Source organism: Streptomyces sp. CRN 30, from assembly GCF_034105845.1.
This window is the reverse complement of record NZ_JAVRHI010000304.1, coordinates 1-17,431: the sequence shown is the minus strand read 5'-3', so window position 1 is coordinate 17,431 and position 17,431 is coordinate 1. Positions and strand designations below refer to the sequence as shown.

21 protein-coding genes and 1 pseudogene are annotated in these 17,431 nt (G+C 70.5%); 12 read left to right on the top strand and 10 right to left on the bottom strand.

The window, feature by feature from the left end:
• Nucleotides 1–17 precede the first annotated feature (17 nt).
• From mshA to UW392_RS32965, 3 genes are read left to right on the top strand one after another with little or no spacing between them, the layout of a single operon-like run.
• Entirely contained in the window at nucleotides 18–1,355 is a 1,338-nt protein-coding gene (gene mshA / locus UW392_RS32975) for a D-inositol-3-phosphate glycosyltransferase (protein WP_320778859.1), read from the top strand.
• Nucleotides 1,348–1,884, top strand: a complete 537-nt coding sequence (locus UW392_RS32970; RefSeq protein WP_320778858.1) for a YbjN domain-containing protein — start codon at nucleotides 1,348–1,350, stop codon at nucleotides 1,882–1,884. The genes mshA and UW392_RS32970 overlap by 8 nt, the downstream gene beginning before the upstream one ends.
• 51 nt (nucleotides 1,885–1,935) lie before the next feature.
• Nucleotides 1,936–2,742: a hypothetical protein gene (locus tag UW392_RS32965; RefSeq protein WP_320778857.1), complete on the top strand. Its 807-nt coding sequence runs from the start codon at nucleotides 1,936–1,938 to the stop codon at nucleotides 2,740–2,742.
• Here UW392_RS32965 and UW392_RS32960 read toward each other — a convergent pair.
• Nucleotides 2,735–3,553 carry an AraC family transcriptional regulator gene (locus tag UW392_RS32960; protein ID WP_320778856.1) on the bottom strand — a complete coding sequence of 273 codons (819 nt, stop codon included), beginning with the start codon at nucleotides 3,551–3,553 and terminating at the stop codon, nucleotides 2,735–2,737. The two genes, UW392_RS32965 and UW392_RS32960, sit on opposite strands and share 8 nt — an antisense overlap.
• 49 nt (nucleotides 3,554–3,602) lie before the next feature.
• On the opposite strand from UW392_RS32960, the gene UW392_RS32955 reads away from it, so the two are divergent.
• Entirely contained in the window at nucleotides 3,603–4,031 is a 429-nt protein-coding gene (locus UW392_RS32955; protein WP_320778855.1) for a DUF2000 domain-containing protein, read from the top strand.
• 3 nt (nucleotides 4,032–4,034) lie between these two features.
• Here the strand turns inward: UW392_RS32955 and UW392_RS32950 are convergent, their stop codons facing one another.
• Complete coding sequence (locus UW392_RS32950; protein ID WP_320778854.1) at nucleotides 4,035–5,309, bottom strand: MFS transporter; 1,275 nt, start codon at nucleotides 5,307–5,309, stop codon at nucleotides 4,035–4,037.
• Nucleotides 5,310–5,421: 112 nt separating this feature from the next.
• Here UW392_RS32950 and UW392_RS32945 point away from each other — a divergent pair, with 112 nt between their 5' ends.
• Nucleotides 5,422–6,183 (top strand): phosphoglyceromutase, encoded by a 762-nt coding sequence (locus tag UW392_RS32945; RefSeq protein ID WP_320778853.1) that lies wholly within the window; start codon nucleotides 5,422–5,424, stop codon nucleotides 6,181–6,183.
• A 196-nt stretch (nucleotides 6,184–6,379) separates the two neighbouring features.
• On the opposite strand, the pseudogene UW392_RS32940 reads toward UW392_RS32945, so the two are convergent.
• Nucleotides 6,380–6,687, bottom strand: a pseudogene (locus UW392_RS32940) (site-specific integrase); the annotation flags it as partial.
• Between the two features lie 37 nt (nucleotides 6,688–6,724).
• On the opposite strand from UW392_RS32940, the gene UW392_RS32935 reads away from it, so the two are divergent.
• The gene (locus tag UW392_RS32935) at nucleotides 6,725–7,201 is read left to right on the top strand and encodes a hypothetical protein (RefSeq protein WP_320778852.1); all 477 of its coding nucleotides are present in this window, start codon (nucleotides 6,725–6,727) and stop codon (nucleotides 7,199–7,201) included.
• A gap of 512 nt (nucleotides 7,202–7,713) precedes the next feature.
• Here the strand turns inward: UW392_RS32935 and UW392_RS32930 are convergent.
• Nucleotides 7,714–7,908, bottom strand: coding sequence for a hypothetical protein (locus UW392_RS32930; protein WP_320778851.1), 195 nt, complete (start codon nucleotides 7,906–7,908; stop codon nucleotides 7,714–7,716).
• 172 nt (nucleotides 7,909–8,080) lie between these two features.
• Nucleotides 8,081–8,926: an alpha/beta hydrolase gene (locus UW392_RS32925; protein ID WP_320778850.1), complete on the bottom strand. Its 846-nt coding sequence runs from the start codon at nucleotides 8,924–8,926 to the stop codon at nucleotides 8,081–8,083.
• Nucleotides 8,927–9,070: 144 nt separating this feature from the next.
• Here UW392_RS32925 and UW392_RS32920 point away from each other — a divergent pair, with 144 nt between their 5' ends.
• Nucleotides 9,071–9,691 carry a DUF1707 domain-containing protein gene (locus UW392_RS32920; protein WP_320778849.1) on the top strand — a complete coding sequence of 207 codons (621 nt, stop codon included), beginning with the start codon at nucleotides 9,071–9,073 and terminating at the stop codon, nucleotides 9,689–9,691.
• 12 nt (nucleotides 9,692–9,703) lie between these two features.
• Here the strand turns inward: UW392_RS32920 and UW392_RS32915 are convergent, their stop codons facing one another.
• On the bottom strand, nucleotides 9,704–10,147 hold the full coding sequence (locus UW392_RS32915; protein WP_320778848.1) for an ATP-binding protein: 444 nt from the start codon (nucleotides 10,145–10,147) through the stop codon (nucleotides 9,704–9,706).
• A 192-nt stretch (nucleotides 10,148–10,339) separates the two neighbouring features.
• Between UW392_RS32915 and UW392_RS32910 the strand changes: the two genes are divergently transcribed.
• Complete coding sequence (locus tag UW392_RS32910; protein ID WP_320778847.1) at nucleotides 10,340–11,116, top strand: GntR family transcriptional regulator; 777 nt, start codon at nucleotides 10,340–10,342, stop codon at nucleotides 11,114–11,116.
• 25 nt (nucleotides 11,117–11,141) lie between these two features.
• Here the strand turns inward: UW392_RS32910 and UW392_RS32905 are convergent, their stop codons facing one another.
• Nucleotides 11,142–11,579 (bottom strand): ATP-binding protein, encoded by a 438-nt coding sequence (locus UW392_RS32905; protein WP_320778846.1) that lies wholly within the window; start codon nucleotides 11,577–11,579, stop codon nucleotides 11,142–11,144.
• Nucleotides 11,580–11,704: 125 nt separating this feature from the next.
• Here UW392_RS32905 and UW392_RS32900 point away from each other — a divergent pair, with 125 nt between their 5' ends.
• Entirely contained in the window at nucleotides 11,705–11,926 is a 222-nt protein-coding gene (locus UW392_RS32900) for a hypothetical protein (RefSeq protein ID WP_320778845.1), read from the top strand.
• 527 nt (nucleotides 11,927–12,453) lie between these two features.
• Here the strand turns inward: UW392_RS32900 and UW392_RS32895 are convergent.
• Together UW392_RS32895 and phoU are read right to left on the bottom strand one after the other, a co-directional pair.
• Entirely contained in the window at nucleotides 12,454–12,702 is a 249-nt protein-coding gene (locus UW392_RS32895) for an SCO4226 family nickel-binding protein (RefSeq protein ID WP_320778844.1), read from the bottom strand.
• A 332-nt stretch (nucleotides 12,703–13,034) separates the two neighbouring features.
• A complete protein-coding gene (gene phoU, locus UW392_RS32890; RefSeq protein WP_320778843.1) occupies nucleotides 13,035–13,724 on the bottom strand; it encodes a phosphate signaling complex protein PhoU in 690 nt (229 codons plus the stop codon).
• Nucleotides 13,725–13,915: 191 nt separating this feature from the next.
• On the opposite strand from phoU, the gene UW392_RS32885 reads away from it, so the two are divergent.
• Nucleotides 13,916–15,244 carry a sensor histidine kinase gene (locus UW392_RS32885; RefSeq protein ID WP_320778842.1) on the top strand — a complete coding sequence of 443 codons (1,329 nt, stop codon included), beginning with the start codon at nucleotides 13,916–13,918 and terminating at the stop codon, nucleotides 15,242–15,244.
• Entirely contained in the window at nucleotides 15,241–15,921 is a 681-nt protein-coding gene (locus tag UW392_RS32880) for a response regulator transcription factor (protein WP_320778841.1), read from the top strand. The genes UW392_RS32885 and UW392_RS32880 overlap by 4 nt, the downstream gene beginning before the upstream one ends.
• Nucleotides 15,922–16,014: 93 nt before the next feature.
• On the opposite strand, the gene UW392_RS32875 is transcribed toward UW392_RS32880, so the two are convergent.
• Nucleotides 16,015–16,701, bottom strand: coding sequence for a DUF461 domain-containing protein (locus UW392_RS32875; protein WP_320778840.1), 687 nt, complete (start codon nucleotides 16,699–16,701; stop codon nucleotides 16,015–16,017).
• 630 nt (nucleotides 16,702–17,331) lie between these two features.
• On the opposite strand from UW392_RS32875, the gene UW392_RS32870 reads away from it, so the two are divergent.
• On the top strand, nucleotides 17,332–17,431 hold a 100-nt coding region (locus UW392_RS32870), incomplete at its 3' end, for a CarD family transcriptional regulator (protein ID WP_320778885.1).

The following is a 17,431-nucleotide window of genomic DNA, read 5'->3' as shown; positions in this document are numbered from 1 at the left end:
GCGAGGAGGAACGCCACGTGAGCCAGTACGCCGGCAGGCTCGGGCGCCGCTCCCCGGCGTCCCCGGCGCGGCTGCGGATGCACCGCAGGCCCCGCCGCGTCGCCATGCTCTCCGTGCACACCTCGCCGCTGCACCAGCCCGGCACCGGAGACGCCGGCGGCATGAACGTCTACATCGTGGAGCTGGCCCAGCGGCTCGCCGCGATCAACATCGAGGTCGAGATCTTCACCAGGGCGACCACCGCCGCCCTGGCGCCGACCGTGGAACTGGCCCCCGGCGTCCTCGTCCGGCACGTCGACGCCGGCCCCTACGAGGGCCTCGCCAAGGAAGACCTCCCCGCCCAGCTCTGCGCCTTCACCCACGGCGTGATGCAGGCGTGGGCCGGCCACCGCCCCGGCTACTACGACCTCGTCCACTCGCACTACTGGCTCTCCGGCCACGTCGGCTGGCTCGCCGCCCAGCGCTGGGGCGCCCCCCTCGTGCACGCCATGCACACCATGGCCAAGGTCAAGAACGCCAGCCTGGCCGACGGCGACACCCCCGAACCCGCCGCCCGCGTCATCGGCGAGACCCAGATCGTCACCGCCTCCGACCGGCTGATCGCCAACACGGAGGAGGAGGCCGGTGAACTGGTCCGGCACTACGCCGCCGATCCCGCGCGCGTGGCCGTCGTCCACCCCGGCGTCAACCTCGACCGGTTCCGCCCGGCCGACGGCCGCGCCGCCGCGCGGGCCCGCCTCGGGCTGCCGCAGGACGCGCTGATCCCGCTCTTCGCGGGCCGCATACAGCCCCTGAAGGCCCCGGACGTCCTCCTGCGCGCCGTGGCCGTCCTCCTCGCCGAGCGCCCCGAGCTGCGCTCCCGCATCGTCGTGCCCGTCGTCGGCGGCCCCAGCGGCAGCGGCCTCGCCAAACCCGAAGGGCTGCAGAAGCTCGCCGCGCGGCTCGGCATCGCCGACGTCGTACGGTTCCGGCCGCCCGTCGGGCAGGAGCAGCTCGCCGACTGGTTCCGGGCCGCGTCGGTGCTGGTCATGCCCTCCTACAGCGAGTCCTTCGGCCTGGTCGCCATAGAGGCGCAGGCGGCCGGCACCCCGGTGCTCGCCGCCGCGGTCGGCGGCCTCCCGGTCGCGGTCCGCGACGGCGAGACCGGCTTCCTGGTGCCCGGCCACGAACCCGAAGGCTACGCGCGCGTACTGCGCGACTTCGCCGACAACCCCGGCCTGACGTCCCGGATGGGCGACGCCGCCGCCCGGCACGCGCGGTCCTTCGGCTGGGACACCTCCGCCGCCGCCACGGCCGACGTCTACACGGCCGCGATGCAGTCCCACCGCCGTCGCGTACCCTCCCACCATGGCTGACGCGAAGACGGCGGCACAGGTCGTCGAGGAGGCACTGAAGGACGCCGAGGTGGAGTGGGAGAGCCCCGGGCCCGGCAGTTACGTCGTGAAGCTCCCCGGCACCCACAAGCTCTCCACGACCGTCTCCCTCGTCGTCGGCCGGCACTCCCTCTCCCTCAACGCCTTCGTCGTCCGCCACCCCGACGAGAACGAGGCGGGCGTCCACCGCTGGCTCCTGGAACGCAACCTCAAGCTGTACGGAGTGAGTTACGCCGTCGACCGGCTCGGCGACGTGTACGTCACCGCCCGGCTGCCGCTGGCCGCCGTCACCCCCGACACGGTCGACCGCATCCTCGGCCAGGTCCTCGAGGCCGCGGACGGCGCCTTCAACACCCTGCTGGAGCTGGGGTTCGCGAGCGCGATCCGCAAGGAGTACGAGTGGCGCGTCGCGCGCGGCGAGTCGACCCGGAACCTGCAGGCGTTCATGCCGCTCATCCACCGCCCGACCGGCGACGACAACGCTGAGGACACCAGCAAGGACCCTGTCTGACCTGCCTGTTAAGGTGCGGCGATTTCACTCCCTACCAGTGAGAGGCCGTGCATGAGCACAGGCAGAATCGGCACCGTGGCCGCGGCGCTCGTGGGGGCGCTCGCCCTCGCGGCGTTCACCGCCCCGGCCGCGGAGGCCGCCGACACCGGCATAGCGGTGTCGAAGGTGGTCCTGAACAAGGGCAAGCCCATCGTGGTGGGCACCACCGCCGAGGTGGAACCGACGATCAGCTTCCATGTCTCGTGGCCCTCGGGGTACACCCAGAGCACCGTGGACTTCGACCCGTTCCTGTACCACGGCACCAGTGCCGCCAAGGGCGCCGACTCCGGCGGCATCTACCCGGGCAGCTACACCTGCTATGACTCCGGAACCCACGCGGCGGACTGCGAGGGCACCCTCTACATCGACCCGCCTCACCGCCTCGACTCCAACAGCGACGCGACCACCTGGAAGCTCGCCTTCCACGCGATGCTGTGGACCAAGAGCGGCCAGGTGAAGTCCGAGGAGTACCTGACCGGCAAGGGCAGCGTCGCCGTCAAGCGCGCCGCCAAGGTCACCGTCAACGCCTCCCCGGAACCGGTGAAGAAGGGCAAGACCCTCACCGTCACCGGCAAGGCCACCCGCGCCGACTGGGTCAAGCACAAGTACGCCGCCTACGGCAGCAAGCTGGCCAAGCTCCAGTTCCGCAAGGCCGGCACGAGCACGTACTCCACGGTGAAGACCGTCCGCGCGAACTCCTCCGGCGCGCTGAAGACGACCGTCAAGGCGTCCGTCGACGGCTACTGGCGCTGGACCTTCGGCGAGACGGCCACCACGGGCGGCGCGACCGCCGCCGGGGACTACGTGGACGTCAAGTGAGCGTCGTACCCGCCCGGTAGCGGCCGGGCGTGACCCCGACCAGCCTCTTGAAGTGCCGGGTCAGATGGGCCTGGTCGCAGAAACCGGTCGCGGCGGCCACGTCGGCCGGCCGGCGCCCCGCGAGCAGCAGCCGCCGGGCCCGGTCCACCCGGCGGGACATCAGGTACTGGTGCGGCGCGATGCCGTAGGCGCCGCTGAAGGCCCGTACCAGGTGCGCGGGGTGGGCCGGGAGCAGCGCGGTCGCCTCGTCCAGGGTGAGCCCCTGGACGAGGCGCTCGTCGAGCAGCTCGCGCAGCCGCCGGGCGAGCGCGGGGTCCCGGCGGGCCGGCCGGGCCTCGCCGGGCCGCAGATGGGTGCGCAGCCGCTCCCCGATCAGCGTCAGCCGGCTCTCCGCCTCCAGCTCCTCACCGCGCCGCACCAGGGCGCCGTGCAACTGCCCCACCCGCCGCCGCAGCACCGGGTCCCGCAGGTCGGGCCGGTCCACGGCGGGTCCGATCAGGTCGTCGCCCAGCCGGGAGCCGTCGAGGTACAGCACCCGCTTGCGGAAGCCGCCCGGGGTGGCGGGCGAGCCGTTGTGGGGTACGTGGGGCGGCAGCAGGGAGACCGTGTCGTGCGGGGTGCCGTGCTCGTGCCGGTCGAGGTCGTACCGTACGGCGCCGTCGTCCACGATCAGCAGCGTCCACGCCTCGTGCACGTGCATGGGATAGGCGTACTCGGTGAAGTGCGCGTGGAAGACCTCCACGACGCCCGGTATCGGCGGGCGCCACGCGGAGACGGCGCTCCCGGCGCCCGCTTTCCCTCCTGCGGCCATGCAAAAAACGTACAAGACCGCCCGGCGCGGCGACCGGCAGTCTCATTCCATGAACGAGGAAGAGCCCATCCGCTTCGACACCAAGATCGCCGTCCTGCTGCGCGAGGACCTGGAGACCTGGCAGCGCCTCAACGTGACCGCGTTCCTGGTCAGCGGCGTCGGCACCCAGGTGCCCGAGGTGATCGGCGAGCCGTACGAGGACGCGGACGGCGTCCCGTACCTGCCGATGTTCCGCCAGCCGGTGCTGGTCTTCGAGTCCACCAAGGAACTGCTCACCACGGCCCACGCGCGCGTGCTCTCACGCTCCCTGACCCGGTCGGTGTTCACCGCCGACCTCTTCACCACGGGCAACGACCGCGACAACCGCGCGGCGGTGCGGGCCGTGCCCACCGCCGACCTGGACCTGGTGGGGCTCGCGGTGTACGGCCCGAAGAACGCGGTGGACAAGGTGTTCAAGGGGGCGCGGATGCACCCGTGAGGTTCAGGGTGTCCTGGCCTCTTCCGGTGCGGCGGCGGCGGTGACGGGGCGGTCCGCGACGACGGCCGTCTCCTCGCCGCCACCCGGCAGGCGCCGCATCAGCGCCATGTACCCGAGGCCGGCCACCGTGCCGACGACGGCGCACATGCCCCACAGCAACCCGGCGCCCCAGCGGTCGATGACGGCGCCGGCCATCAGCGGGGCGACCAGCGAGGCGACGGCCCAGGACAGGGAGTACATGCCCTGGTACCGGCCGCGTCCCCGCACGGGCGAGAGCCGTACGACCAGTCCCGTCTGGGTCGGCGCGTTGACGATCTCGGCCAGCGTCCACACGCAGACCGTCAGGACGAAGACGCCGACCGACCCGGCGAAGGCGGTGAGCCCGAAGCCGTACCCGGCGAGCAGCGAGGACACGGCCAGCAGCCACCGGGGGTCGCGGTGCTCGATGAACCGGGTCACCGGGATCTGGAGGACCACGATGAGCACGCCGTTGACGGCGATGGCCATGCCGTAGTCGGCTGCGGAGAACCCGGCCTGCCCCATCGCCACCGGCAGCCCCACGAACCCCTGCTGGAAGACGAGCGCCACCAGGAACGACAGTCCTACGACGCTCATGAACCGCCCGTCGCGCAGTACGGTCCTGAGCGAGACGGGCACGTCACCGCCGGCGGTCTCCTTCTCCGTCGGACGGGACTCGGGGAGCTTCACGAAGACGACGACCGCGCAGACGAGCGTCATGCCGGCCTCGATGAGGAACCCGGCGAGATAGCTGTACTCGGCGATGAACCCGGCGCCGGCGGACGAGACGGCGAAGCCGAGGTTGATCGCCCAGTAGTTCAGGGAGAAGGCGCGCACCCTGTCCTCGGGCCGCACGATGTCCGCCATCATCGCCTGCACGGCGGGCCGCGAGGCGTTGGAGGCCATGCCCACCAGGAAGGCGACGCCCGCGATGGCCACCGGGTCGGTCATGAACCCGAGCAGCGCGACGGAGGCGGCGGTCGAGACCTGCGCGACGAGCAGCGTGGGCCGCCGCCCCAGCCGGTCGGCCATGACACCGCCCGCGAGCGAGGAGACGACACCGCCGAGCCCGTGCAGGGCGGCGACAAGCCCGGCGTAGGAGGCGGAGTACCCGCGTTCCAGGGTCAGGTACAGCGCCATGAAGGTGGCGACGAAGGCGCCGAGCCGGTTGACGAGCGTGCTGGTCCACAGCCACCAGAAGGCGCTGGGCAGCCCGGAGACGGACTCCCGCACGGCACGTATCGGACCGGCGACCGGCATGGTTCCCCCGTAAGCGAATGTAAGTACCTTCAACCGCGAAGGAACCTTACGCAGCTCTCACCGCGACAGCCACCGGATTAACACCCGGGCGGGTTCGATTACGCTCGGACCCATGGCCGACGCACCGTACAAGCTGATCCTCCTCCGCCACGGCGAGAGCGAGTGGAACGAGAAGAACCTGTTCACCGGCTGGGTGGACGTCAACCTCACCCCGAAGGGCGAGAAGGAGGCGACGCGCGGCGGCGAGCTGCTGAAGGACGCCGGCCTGCTCCCTGACGTGGTCCACACCTCCCTCCAGAAGCGCGCCATCCGCACGGCGCAGCTCGCGCTGGAGTCCGCGGACCGCCTCTGGATCCCGGTCAACCGCTCCTGGCGCCTCAACGAGCGCCACTACGGCGCCCTCCAGGGCAAGGACAAGGCCCAGACCCTCGCCGAGTTCGGCGAGGAGCAGTTCATGCTGTGGCGCCGCTCCTACGACACCCCGCCGCCGGCGCTCGACAACGACGCCGAGTACTCCCAGTTCTCCGACCCGCGCTACGCGACGCTCCCCCCGGAGCTGCGCCCGCGGACGGAGTGCCTGAAGGACGTCGTCAACCGGATGCTCCCGTACTGGTTCGACTCGATCGTCCCCGACCTCCTGACCGGCCGCACGGTCCTCGTCGCCGCCCACGGCAACTCGCTGCGCGCCCTGGTCAAGCACCTGGACGGCGTCTCCGACGCGGACATCGCGGGCCTGAATATCCCCACCGGCATCCCGCTCTCCTACGAACTGGACGCCGACTTCAAGCCGGTCAACCCCGGCGGCACGTACCTCGACCCGGACGCGGCGGCGGCGGCGATCGAGGCGGTCAAGAACCAGGGCAAGAAGAAGTAGGCGGACGCCTTCAAGCCCCCGACCTGCTGTTTCTTGGCAGGGCGGGGGCTTTTTGGTGGCGCTGGGCGATCAAAAACGCTACGAGGACGGCAATCTCGACAGGTGCATCGGCCCAGAATGCGCGTCTTTCCTCCCGGTTTGTTACCCAAAGCTGGCCAGATCGACCTAGAGCTACCCATGGTTGCCCACGGATTCGCTCGAAGTCGATCGCGTCGACCGCTACGCCGAGGGTTTCTCCCTGAAGCAGACCGCAGTCGCCGCCCAGGTCGACCATGGCCCGGATGCACTCGGGCGTACCGGCCCGCACAGCGAAGAGCCGCTCTGCCGTCCACGGAACGATGCACTTGTCATCCACAGACGGCGGCCGGACAGACCGAGCAGTGCCAACGTTTGAGTAGATCGCGTCCGAGCGTACGAGCTGCGTACTCCGTTTTCTTGCAGTCGACTCGCCCAGTCACGAATGTGCGCAGGATCGAAGGAACCGAGGGGCCGGGAGCACCGGTAGCTTGGTCCCCCACCTTCCATAGATCGGAGAGAGACCTTGAAGGACACCGTTACTCAGGTAGTCACAGCCTTCTCTCCGATTTTGATCGCACTGATCACAGGCTTCTTCGGTGCTCGTCTAGGTCGCCGGACAAAGGCTGTCAAGATCATGGAGCGACTCAAGGGCGAAGCCGAAACGGCAGAGGTGTTGCCTGAGGGCTCGGCAGCCAAACAGACGCTGCTCGCTCAGCTTGATGCCACAGCTCGCCAGTACGAGGAGGCATGCAAACTCGAGGACACGTTTCGTCGCGATTCGTCTGGCGTTGTTCTCGGATTCCTGATTGGCGGATCAGGTATCGCCCTGGGTAGCTGGGCTGCACTCGCGGGAGGAGCTTACCTTTGGTGGTGGATTCTGGCGATTCCTATGATCATTGTTGGGGTAACCGGTTTCTTCTATGAGATGGCGGGTGGAAAGAGCAGGCAGTCAGGTGAGCAATCGGCTGCGCCTGCGGAAGATGAAGCAACCGGTGTCTGACTGGCTGATGCCCGAGTTGAAGATTCGGAACCCTGGTGAAGCGTCCGACGTACTGGTCGGCTGATCACAACTGCCTTGCCATCGTCCAGGCCAAGTCCCGTGCGAGTCCCTGGATCGACGGGATCAGCCGGTCGTCAAGGTCGTTGTGAACCTGGTTTCTGTAGAGGCGTCGATAAACGTCGGCCGAGACCAGACATGGGTCATGGCCTGTGTGTTCCCAAGTAGGTCATGCCGCGCGGTGCTGGCGGCCCGCCCACTCAGGCTGAGCAACTGGGCCGTCCGGCGCTGTCACCAGCGGCCATTGCCGAGCGACGACGACTGCCAGGCGCGCGAGTCCACTGCCCCTGACCTGTAGAAGTCCAGCCACGAAGATTTTCCGCAGCACCCAGGGCGAGAAGAAGTAGCCCACCACATCGTGGAAGCTCCCCGCCTGTTCTTGCCGCCCCGGCAGGGGCGTGTCGCTGTCCGTGGCCTACAGCTGATCGGTAGAACGGGACGGCGACAGAGGTCCGTCAGACGTGGGTGCCGCAGTACGCGGCGGCCGCGTCGATGAAGCGGTGGTGGGCGGCGCGGGCCGGGTCCGGTACGAGCAGCCGCAACGTGACCAGGGGGCGGGTGATGGCTGAGCGGGTGACGTGGGACCTGGCCCACAGCTTCTCCAGTTCGTCATCGGCGGCGCCGCGCAGCGGGCCTCCCCGCGCATCCACAGGGACCGCCGGTGATGGGTACCGGCGGCGAGGGCGGTCACCGCGTCCAGCCGCTCGCGGCGCACCTGCTCGGCGGCGGCCGCCCGCTCGGCCCGTCCGGCCGCCGGATGCTGGAAGGTGCCGGTGACGACCGACCCGAGCGGCGTGCCGAGGACGGTGAGGGCGGTGGCGATCAAGCGTCGCCGCTGAAGGCCAGGAAGCGGGTGATCTCCGCTGCCACGACATCGGGGACGAGTGACGGTGCGAAGTGCGTCTGGCCGGGAAACGTCGTGAGGACGACGTCGGGCAGCGCGGTCGCGAGCCGGTCGAGGGTCTCCGGCATCGGCTGCCAGGTGTCGGCTCCCCGCATCAGCAGTGTGGGGACGGTGACGGCGGACCAGCGCTCCACGTCCGCCGTGTCGGCGGCCATCGACGCCAGGTCACGGCACCAGCCGGGGGCGTCGTCGGGCGGACTGGTGTGCGCGTCGTCGGCCGGCTCGCCCGCGTCCATGAGGTCGAGCAGGGTGGCCGGGACACGAGCCACCTTCTCCGCCAGCAGCCGGTCGGCCCGCCGCCGGTCACCCCACGCGGTGAGCTTCTCGTACGCGCTCAGAACCGGAGTCAGCTCTCCGCCGGCCGCGTACAGCGGTGGTTCCCACAGGATCAGGGAGTGGAGCGGCAGTCCGGCCGCCGCGGCGTGCAGGGCGACGGTGGCGCCGTAGGACATGCCGGCCAGGTGTACGGGGCGGCCGATCCGCGCGATCAGTGTGCGCAGGTCGCCCACCTCGTCGGCGTAGCGCTTCGCCGCCCGGCCCGGTCCGCTCGGGGCGTACCCGCGCCGGGCCGGCAGCCACAGTTCGAACCGGTCGGCGAGCCGTTCGGCCACCGGCTGCCAGGAGTGTGACCCCCCGCCGGAGCCGTGGACCATCACCACGGGTGGCCCGGCCCCCAGCCGCCGACAGCTGACGGCGGTCCCGTCGAAGGACTCGAACGATGTCGAAGTGCCGGAGAGGTCAGGCCACTCGAACGTGCTGGACATGCCGGGGACCGTCGCACGGCAGGCGCGGGCAGGTCCACCCGTTTTCCCGTGGGGCGGCCGAAGCCGCAGTCTTGGCCAACTCCCAGACGCGATATAGCGTTAGTCCGTCGTCAGTGGGCTGTCGGAGATGACCGGGACGGGGACATGTCGGGAGAGATCTCGCCCGCCGGGGCGCACCCGGGTGGTGGCTCGGTGCCTGAGCTGCGGGCCTCCCATGCGGACCGGGACCGGGTGGTGGACGTACTGAGGGTCGCGGCGGGGGACGGGCGGCTGACCGCAGCCGAGCTGGACGAGCGCCTGGAGGCGGCCCTGTCCGCGCGGACCCTCACCGAGCTGGGCCGGCTCACCGCCGACCTGCCGCCCTCCGGCGCGGTCGTGCCGGAGGCCAAGGACGTCGTCCGGATCGAGCAGGCGCACAGCCCGGTCACCCGTACGGGGCGCTGGGTGGTGCCCCGGCGGCTGGAGCTGAACACGGCGTGGTGCGAGACGACGCTCGACTTCACCGAGGCCGTCATCACGCGGGACATCCTGCGGATCGCCGTGAACGCGAGCGGCAAGACCCTGACGCTGATCACGAAGCCGGGCGTCGTGGTCGACACCGACGGCCTCAACCTCGTCTTCGGCAAGGTGAAGGCCAAGGAGGCCCCGGACCCCGACGCGCCGGTCGTCCTCCGCGTCGAGCTGACGGGCCAGCTCCTCCACGGCCGGGTGGTGGTACGCGGCCCCCGCCGCCCTCTGGGCCGCCGCCTGCTGGGCAGGCCGTAGCCGCGGCCGTTCCTAGGCCGGCCAGGCGCCGGCCATCACGAAACGGACCATCGTGCCGCCGAACCGGCTAGGCCCGGAGTCCCACGAGGCGGCGAGGGAATCGACCAGCAGCAGTCCGCGTCCATGGGCGTCGTCCGCGTCCGGCCGGCGCAGGCGTACGTCGGCGGGGAAGCCGGGGTTGTGCACCTCCACCCGCAGCGACGTCCCGTCCCGGAACCACTCCACTCGCACGTGCCAGGCGTCGTCGCCTTCCGCCCGCCCGTACAGGATCGCGTTCGTCACCAGCTCCGAGACGAGCAGGGCGCAGTCGTCCACCGAGCACTCCGGCTCGTACGGAGAGATGAACGTGCGGAACCAGCGCCGGGCCCGGGGAACGGACTCCGGGGTGGGGCACAGTGTCATCGCCCCGAGTCGCGGCGCCTCCACGGTGGGGAAGCGGTCGAAGCGGTAGGTCATCGCGCTCACTCCTTGGCGGGCCGGAGCCGTCGAGTGGCCCGGACGGACCTCTCTAGACATCTGGAGAATCCTCTAGGTCTCTAGAGAAGTCGAGTGGGTCTCCGTGCGTCTGCGCGCCGCATGCCGCTACGCGCAGCGAGCGATTGCCCGACCTATGGCCTAAGGTGTCTAGAGAAGCTAGGAGGGTTCGGAATGGCCACTACCGGCGACGACCGCCGCCCCAAGTACCAGCGGATCGCCGACTCCCTGCGTGAGGCGATCCGGTCGGGTGAGTACGGTCCCGGGGACCGGCTCCCCGGGGAGAACGACCTCATGGCCACGCACGGCGTCGCCCGCATGACCGCCCGGCAGGCGCTGGGCGTTCTGCGGGACGAAGGGATCGTCGAAGCCCGCAAGGGCGCCGGTGTGTTCGTCCGGGCCTTCCGTCCGTTGCGGCGCCGGAGTATCCAGCGGCTGGCCCGTGAGCGATGGGGCAACGGGCGTTCCGTCTGGGCGGCGGACGTGGCGGACCGGACGCTCGACGTCGACCGGATCTCGGTGACCGAGGAGGCCGCGCCCGACCGCGTCGCGGCGGTACTGGGCCTGACCGGCGCCGACGCGGTGTGTGTCCGGCGCCGGCGCTTCGTCCTGGACGGCAAGCCGGTCCTGCTCGCGACCAGCTATCTCCCCGCGTCCCTGGTCGCCGGCTCCGCGATCACCCAGGAGGACACCGGCCCCGGCGGAACATACGCCCGGCTCGCCGAACTCGGCCACGGGCCCGTGCACTTCCGTGAGGAGATCCGGGCCCGCATGCCGTCGAGGGACGAGGCGGCGGAGCTGAGCATGCCCGAGGCCACGCCGGTCGTCCTCGTCTGCCGCACCGCCTTCACGGATGAGGGTCGGCCCGTCGAGATCAACGAGATGACCCTCGACGCCGCCTCGCACATCCTGGAGTACGACTTCGACGCGGATCCGGCGGGCAGGCCGTAGCCGGTCGCTTTCGTCTCACATCGGTTCACATCGGTCCGCCCGCCGGATGTCCGCTCGGGTCGTCCGTCAGGGCGATGACCGCCTTGATGCGTTTTCCCACCGGCTCCCGGCGCATTTCCAGGCTGCGGCAGACCGCTGCGACGATCTCCAGGCCGTGCTGGCCGATGCGGACCGGGTCGGGGGCGCGGATCTCCGGGAGGACCGGGCTGCTGTCCCAGACGCTGATCTCCACGCCGCCGGGGCCGATCTCCAGGTCCAGCAGGCACGGGCCGGGTGCGAACTTGTACGCGTTGGTGACCAGTTCGCTCACCACCAACTGCACCATGCCGACGGCTCTCGCGGAGACCTGGATGCCGTGGACCACGTCCACCTCCGTCAGGAAGCGGTGCGCGACGTCCCGCGCGGTGGCCACCGGCTCGCTGCCGGTGAAGGCCTCCGCGGAGAGGATCGGGACATCGAACAAGTGTTCCGCATCGTGGTCGTACGTCACGAACCCCACCGCACCCTTTTCCTGAGTCCACGGCTTACTCTTCAGGTTTACTCCACAGCGGGGGCCACCGTCGGGCCGGTGGGTTCATACTGAGGACAATGACGAAGCCAGCCGCGCCGAAGCGCCATCTGCCCACCAGCCCCTTCAAGGCCCCGGTCGCACCGCCCCCCAAGCACTTCGCCGTGGGCGACCAGGTCACCCACGACGTGTACGGACTCGGCCGGGTCATCGGGATCGAGGACGGCATCGCCGCGCTCGTGGACTTCGGTCCGGCCCAGGAGCGGATCCTCAGCCCGTACGCCAAGATGAGCAAGCTGTAACACCGCAGCAGACCGAACGGGAGCCCTCTCATCGACCTGACCTCGCTGTTCTCCGCCCCGGAGGGAACACCAAGGGCCGCCGCCTCGGCGTCCCCGCCCCCGGCGACGAACCCCTTCGAACCCCCGGACTACGGGGAGGACACGCCCTTCCCACCGGACGAGTGGCAGGCGGCCCCGGCGGAGGGGGACGTGCCGCACCGCTAGAGCGGCGGAGTGCGCGGAGTGCGCAGAGTGCGCGAAGTGCGTGGACTACGCGGGGTACGCGGCGCGCGCGGCATACGGTCGTGCGCCTCCGCGTACGGTCGCGCGCGGGCGCGCCGAGCGCACCCGTAAGCCCCGCGCGCATCCGTAAGCCCCGCGCGCCTCAGACCGCCGTGCCCGACCGCGCCGGACCGGACATCGGGAAGGCCGGGAGCGCCGGCCGGACCCGGCTCGGAAACGCGTCGGCACCGCCACCGGACCCGGCGCACAGCGGCTGCGCCATCCGTACTCGCCTCCACGGCACGGGCGTGCCCGCAGGGGCGTGCTCACGCCTCCAGCGGTACCTCGTGGACCTCGTCCGCCGGGTGCCCCGCCCGGGTGTGGATCCGCTGGACCGCCTCGGCCGACGGCGCCTCCGACAGGCAGTAGACGGTGCCCGACTCCGGATCGGCCCACGCCCGCTCGAAGTGGACCCCCTCCTCCTTCTCGATGGCGAGGTCCGCGTGGTGCGCCTGGTCGAGCTGCTCGGCGGTGATGCCCTTCATCCCGTGGTGGACGTCCATGAACCTGGCCATCTCCGCACCTCCTCGCGTACGCGCGTGGCTGGTCCCGCCCTTCCAGGCTGCGCCCGTACGGGGGCCGTGTCGACCCCCGTACGGTTCCTCACGGCGTCAGCCGCACTGGCAGGGACTGCCCGACTGACAACCGCAGCCGCACCCCGAGCCGCAGCCGCAGGCCGCGATCAGGGGCAGGCTCCGCGTCTCGGCGGGCTGCTCGGACGGGCGTTCGCGCGCGGGGTCGGGCGTCGTGCCGGGGGATTCGGCCATGGGTCCCTCCTCGGAACTGGTGCCTGTGCCCATTGCATGCCCGGCCCGGCGGTCGCATCAACGGCGCATCGAGGCGCCGCTTACGCCCCCTCGACGCCCGTCACCGGCTGGATGTCCGGCTGGATCTCGTCCGCGTGCTCACCGGTCACCAGGTACACCACCCGCTTCGCGACCGCCACCGCGTGATCCGCGTACCGCTCGTAGTAGCGGCCCAGCAGCGTCACGTCGACGGCCGTCTCGATGCCGTGCTTCCACTTCTCCTCCATCAGGTGCTGGAAGAGCGTGCGGTGCAGGAGGTCCATCTCGTCGTCGTCCTGCTCCAGCTGGAGCGCCAGGTCGACGTCCTTGGTGATGATCACCTCCGCCGCCTTCGCCATCAGGCGCTGCGCGAGCTGGCCCATCTCCAGGATGGTGGCGTGCAGGTCCTGGGGGACCGCGCGCTCCGGATAGCGCAGCCGGGCCAGCTTGGCCACGTGCTGGGCCAGGTCACCGGAGCGCTCCAGGTCCGCCGACATCCGCAGCGACGTCACGACGATGCGCAGGTCCGTCGCCACCGGCTGCTGCCGGGCCAGCAGGGTTATCGCCTTCGCCTCCAGGTCGTGCTGGAGCTCGTCGACCTTCTGGTCGGCCTCGATCACGGCCTCGGCCAGCTTCAGGTCGGAGTCGAGGATGGCGGTCGTGGCGCGCCCGATCGCCGACCCGACCAGCCGGGCCATCTCCACCAGTCCGTCGCCGATCGAATCCAGTTCCTCGTGGTACGCGTCCCGCATCTTCGGTTCCCTCTCGTACGTCCGTTTAGGGGGTTCTCACTCCCACGTTTCCACGATCCGGCTCGTACGCGTCGCTTTCCGCCACCCCAAGTGAACCGACCCTGGCTCCTAGGTGAACTCTGGGCGACGAGTGTTCGAGGTCGCACTCCGATGGCTACGGCCGGGCCCCACGTCATGCCTAACCTGGACGCATGGACGTGAACGCGGCGGTCGCCGCAGCAGCAGCGATCGCCGGAGTGCTCACCGGCGTCATCGCCATGCTCGCGTTCCGCTGGAGCGAACGCGACCAGAGGCGCCCCACCCGCACCTCGCTGCACACCGACCCCGTGCTTCCGCCGGGTGTGGACACCGTCCTGTCGGTCCTGCGGTCCTCCGCGGTCGTGCTCGACGAGGAGGACGCCGTGGTCAAGGCCAGCTCGGCGGCGTACGCCCTCGGTCTGGTCCGCGGCGGGAAGCTCGCCGTCGACCCCATGCTCCAGATGGCACGTGACACCCGGCGCGACGGCGAGATACGCCAGGTCGAACTGGATCTGCCCAGGCGGGGAACCGGCCGTGGCGAGGCGCTGGCCGTCTCCGCGCGCGTCGCCCCGCTCGGCTCCCGGCTGGTGCTCCTCCTCGTCGAGGACCTCACCGAGGCCCGCCGCATCGAGGCGGTGCGCCGCGACTTCGTCGCCAACGTGAGCCATGAGCTGAAGACCCCGGTCGGCGCGCTCTCCCTGCTCTCCGAGGCCGTCATGGACGCCTTCGACGACCCCGAGGCCGTCACCCGCTTCGCCGGCCGCATGCAGATCGAGGCGACCCGGCTGACCAACCTCGTGCAGGAGCTGATCGACCTCTCCCGGGTGCAGAACGACGACCCGCTGGAGGACGCCGAACCGGTCCGCGTCGACGAACTGGTCGCCGAGGCCATCGACCGCTGCCGGCACGCGGCCGGTACGAAGCAGATCACCATGGTCGCCTCGTTCAAAGCGCCCGAAGGGATCTCCGACGAGGGCGGCGGCGGGCGCCGCGCGGGCATCGCCGACCTGCACGTCCACGGCAACCGCGGCCAGCTCGCCGCCGCGCTCGGCAACCTCGTCGAGAACGCCGTCAACTACTCGCCCGCCCGGACCCGCGTCGGTATAGCGGCCCGGCGTGTCGCCGCCTCCGGCGGTGACATGATCGAGGTCGCCGTGACCGATCAGGGCATCGGCATCTCCGACAAGGACAAGGAGCGCATCTTCGAGCGCTTCTACCGCGTGGACCCGGCCCGGTCCCGAGCGACCGGCGGCACCGGACTGGGACTCGCCATCGTCAAGCACGTGGCCGCCTCGCACGGCGGGGAGGTCACGGTGTGGAGCGCCGAGAACCAGGGCTCCACCTTCACTCTGCGGCTGCCGGAGGCGGGCTCGTCCCGCGACCGCGCGCGGCAGCGTCCCGATCGCGACGGACTCGACGACGATGTCGAGAGCGGCCGGTCAGCAGCACCCCGAAGCACATCCCCGTACGAAACGCTTCCCGCCCCGGAGGTCCTTCCGTGACCCGAGTGCTCGTCGTCGAGGACGAGGAGTCCTTCTCCGACGCCCTGTCGTACATGCTCCGCAAGGAGGGCTTCGAGGTCGCCGTCGCGACCACCGGGCCCGACGGACTCGACGAGTTCGAGCGCAACGGCGCCGACCTCGTCCTCCTCGACCTCATGCTGCCCGGCCTGCCGGGAACCGAGGTCTGCCGCCAGCTGCGCGGCCGCTCCAACGTCCCCGTGATCATGGTGACCGCCAAGGACAGCGAGATCGACAAGGTCGTGGGTCTGGAGATAGGGGCCGACGACTACGTCACCAAGCCCTTCTCCTCCCGCGAGCTGGTGGCCCGCATCCGCGCCGTACTGCGCCGCCGCGGCGAGCCCGAGGAGGTCACGCCCGCCGCGCTGGAGGCCGGTCCCGTCCGGATGGACGTCGACCGGCACGTGGTGACCGTGGCCGGTGCCAAGGTCGACCTGCCGCTGAAGGAGTTCGACCTGCTGGAGATGTTGCTGCGCAACGCCGGCCGGGTACTGACCCGCATGCAGCTCATCGACCGGGTCTGGGGCGCCGACTACGTCGGTGACACCAAGACCCTCGACGTCCACGTCAAGCGGCTGCGCGCCAAGATCGAGCCGGACCCGGGCGCGCCGCGCTACCTGGTGACGGTCCGCGGTCTCGGCTACAAGTTCGAGCCGTAGGCCGGCCGGACGCGGTGACACGCGTGAGGGGCGGGACCCGGCCGGGTCCCGCCCCTCACGCGTGTCCTGCCGTGCTCGGCCGGCCCGTGGCGCTCAGTGGCTGTCGGCGGACGCGGAGGCCGCGTCGGTCGGCGTGCCCGCGTCGGAGGACTCGCCGGCCTCCTCGCCCGGGTTGCCGGTCGGGTCGTCCTCGGTGCCCTGCTCGGAGGTCTCCTCGTCGGCGGAGGCGGAGGAGGTGGCCGGGTTCTCGGTCTCGTCCGGCGAGGTCGGCACCTCGCTGGGGCCCCACTCGGAGAAGTAGCTCTCGGCCGGGACGACGAACGCCTTCAGGCTGACGTCACCGGTCTTGCTGAAGGTGAAGGTGATCTTGTGGGCGTCGCCGTCCCGGACGGCCTCGCTGCCACCGGCGATCGTGGCGGCCGCGTTGTCCTGGCCGCCGATCACCAGGGAACCGCCGGCCGGAACGGTCAGGCTCTTGCCCTCGACGGGCTTCAGCTCGGCGGACTCGCCGCCGTCCACCTGGATGGACTCCAGCGTCTGGGCGGTCTTCCCGGCGTTGAACACGGTGGCGGAGACGGCGGCCGGGCCGGTCGACTCCCGGTCGGGCTGGGTGATCACGACGGCGTTCTGGACCTTGATGTCGCCGACGCTCGTCGCCGCGTTGTCCGGCTTGATCTCCAGGGTCTGGGCGCCATTGCCGGCGCCGCACGCGGCGAGCGAGGCGAGCGGGAACGCGATGGCGGCGGCGGCGAGGGCGCCGCGTCGAAGGCTGCTGCTCACGGCGGCGGCAACTCCTTGACTCGTCGAGGCGGCGGCAACGGATAAAGCCGCCCTAAGTGATGGTCAGCGGCATCAGGTTACCGACCGGGCGGCGCGTCGCCGCACCCGACCCTCCCCCTGGGCTCGTGCTTCGCCCGGCAGGCGGTAGCGGGCGGGGCGGCCGCAATGGATCACGCGGCCGCCCGTCATTCATAAAACAAGCGCCCGCGACCCGCCCGACATCCCGCCCACATCCCGCCCGACGAACGGTGGGCACATTTTCCGTGAAGGAATGTGCGGACGGCCCAGGAATTGATCACGACCGGGTAGTGCGAACGTGTCGTGATCAATTCCGGATTCGGCCGGAAGCCTGCCTCGGACACCGAACGGAGTAGCGGAAGTCGCACACGCGGAATCGGACATTTAGGGATGTTCGGTCACTCCCCGGGGCCTCCGGACGTATGTGACGTAGGCGTTTCGCCCGCCCCGGAGAGCCGCTCCGACCTGCGAATACCTTCTTCCGGTCGGCCCGCGCAGCACGTTCCGGTTGCTGTTGTCAAGCCCCGAGATATGCCCTGACCTGCGAAAACGCCATTCAGAACCCGCCGTTTCCGTGTTACCCTGGATAGCCACGGAAGGGGTACCTGTCACATGACGTTCAAGGTTGGCGACACCGTGGTCTATCCCCATCACGGGGCCGCGCTGATCGAGGCTATCGAAACTCGCCAGATCAAAGGCGTGGACAAGACCT

Bases quoted from the DNA above. Each gene is read 5' to 3' on its own strand.
- UW392_RS32970 (WP_320778858.1), top strand. From the start codon at position 1,348: ATGGCTGACGCGAAGACGGCGGCACAGGTCGTCGAGGAGGCACTGAAG.
- UW392_RS32965 (WP_320778857.1), top strand. From the start codon at position 1,936: ATGAGCACAGGCAGAATCGGCACCGTGGCCGCGGCGCTCGTGGGGGCG.
- UW392_RS32960 (WP_320778856.1), bottom strand. From the start codon at position 3,553: ATGGCCGCAGGAGGGAAAGCGGGCGCCGGGAGCGCCGTCTCCGCGTGG.
- UW392_RS32955 (WP_320778855.1), top strand. From the start codon at position 3,603: ATGAACGAGGAAGAGCCCATCCGCTTCGACACCAAGATCGCCGTCCTG.
- UW392_RS32950 (WP_320778854.1), bottom strand. From the start codon at position 5,309: ATGCCGGTCGCCGGTCCGATACGTGCCGTGCGGGAGTCCGTCTCCGGG.
- UW392_RS32945 (WP_320778853.1), top strand. From the start codon at position 5,422: ATGGCCGACGCACCGTACAAGCTGATCCTCCTCCGCCACGGCGAGAGC.
- UW392_RS32925 (WP_320778850.1), bottom strand. From the start codon at position 8,926: ATGTCCAGCACGTTCGAGTGGCCTGACCTCTCCGGCACTTCGACATCG.
- UW392_RS32920 (WP_320778849.1), top strand. From the start codon at position 9,071: ATGTCGGGAGAGATCTCGCCCGCCGGGGCGCACCCGGGTGGTGGCTCG.
- UW392_RS32915 (WP_320778848.1), bottom strand. From the start codon at position 10,147: ATGACCTACCGCTTCGACCGCTTCCCCACCGTGGAGGCGCCGCGACTC.
- UW392_RS32910 (WP_320778847.1), top strand. From the start codon at position 10,340: ATGGCCACTACCGGCGACGACCGCCGCCCCAAGTACCAGCGGATCGCC.
- UW392_RS32900 (WP_320778845.1), top strand. From the start codon at position 11,705: ATGACGAAGCCAGCCGCGCCGAAGCGCCATCTGCCCACCAGCCCCTTC.
- UW392_RS32895 (WP_320778844.1), bottom strand. From the start codon at position 12,702: ATGGCCAGGTTCATGGACGTCCACCACGGGATGAAGGGCATCACCGCC.
- phoU (WP_320778843.1), bottom strand. From the start codon at position 13,724: ATGCGGGACGCGTACCACGAGGAACTGGATTCGATCGGCGACGGACTG.
- UW392_RS32885 (WP_320778842.1), top strand. From the start codon at position 13,916: ATGGACGTGAACGCGGCGGTCGCCGCAGCAGCAGCGATCGCCGGAGTG.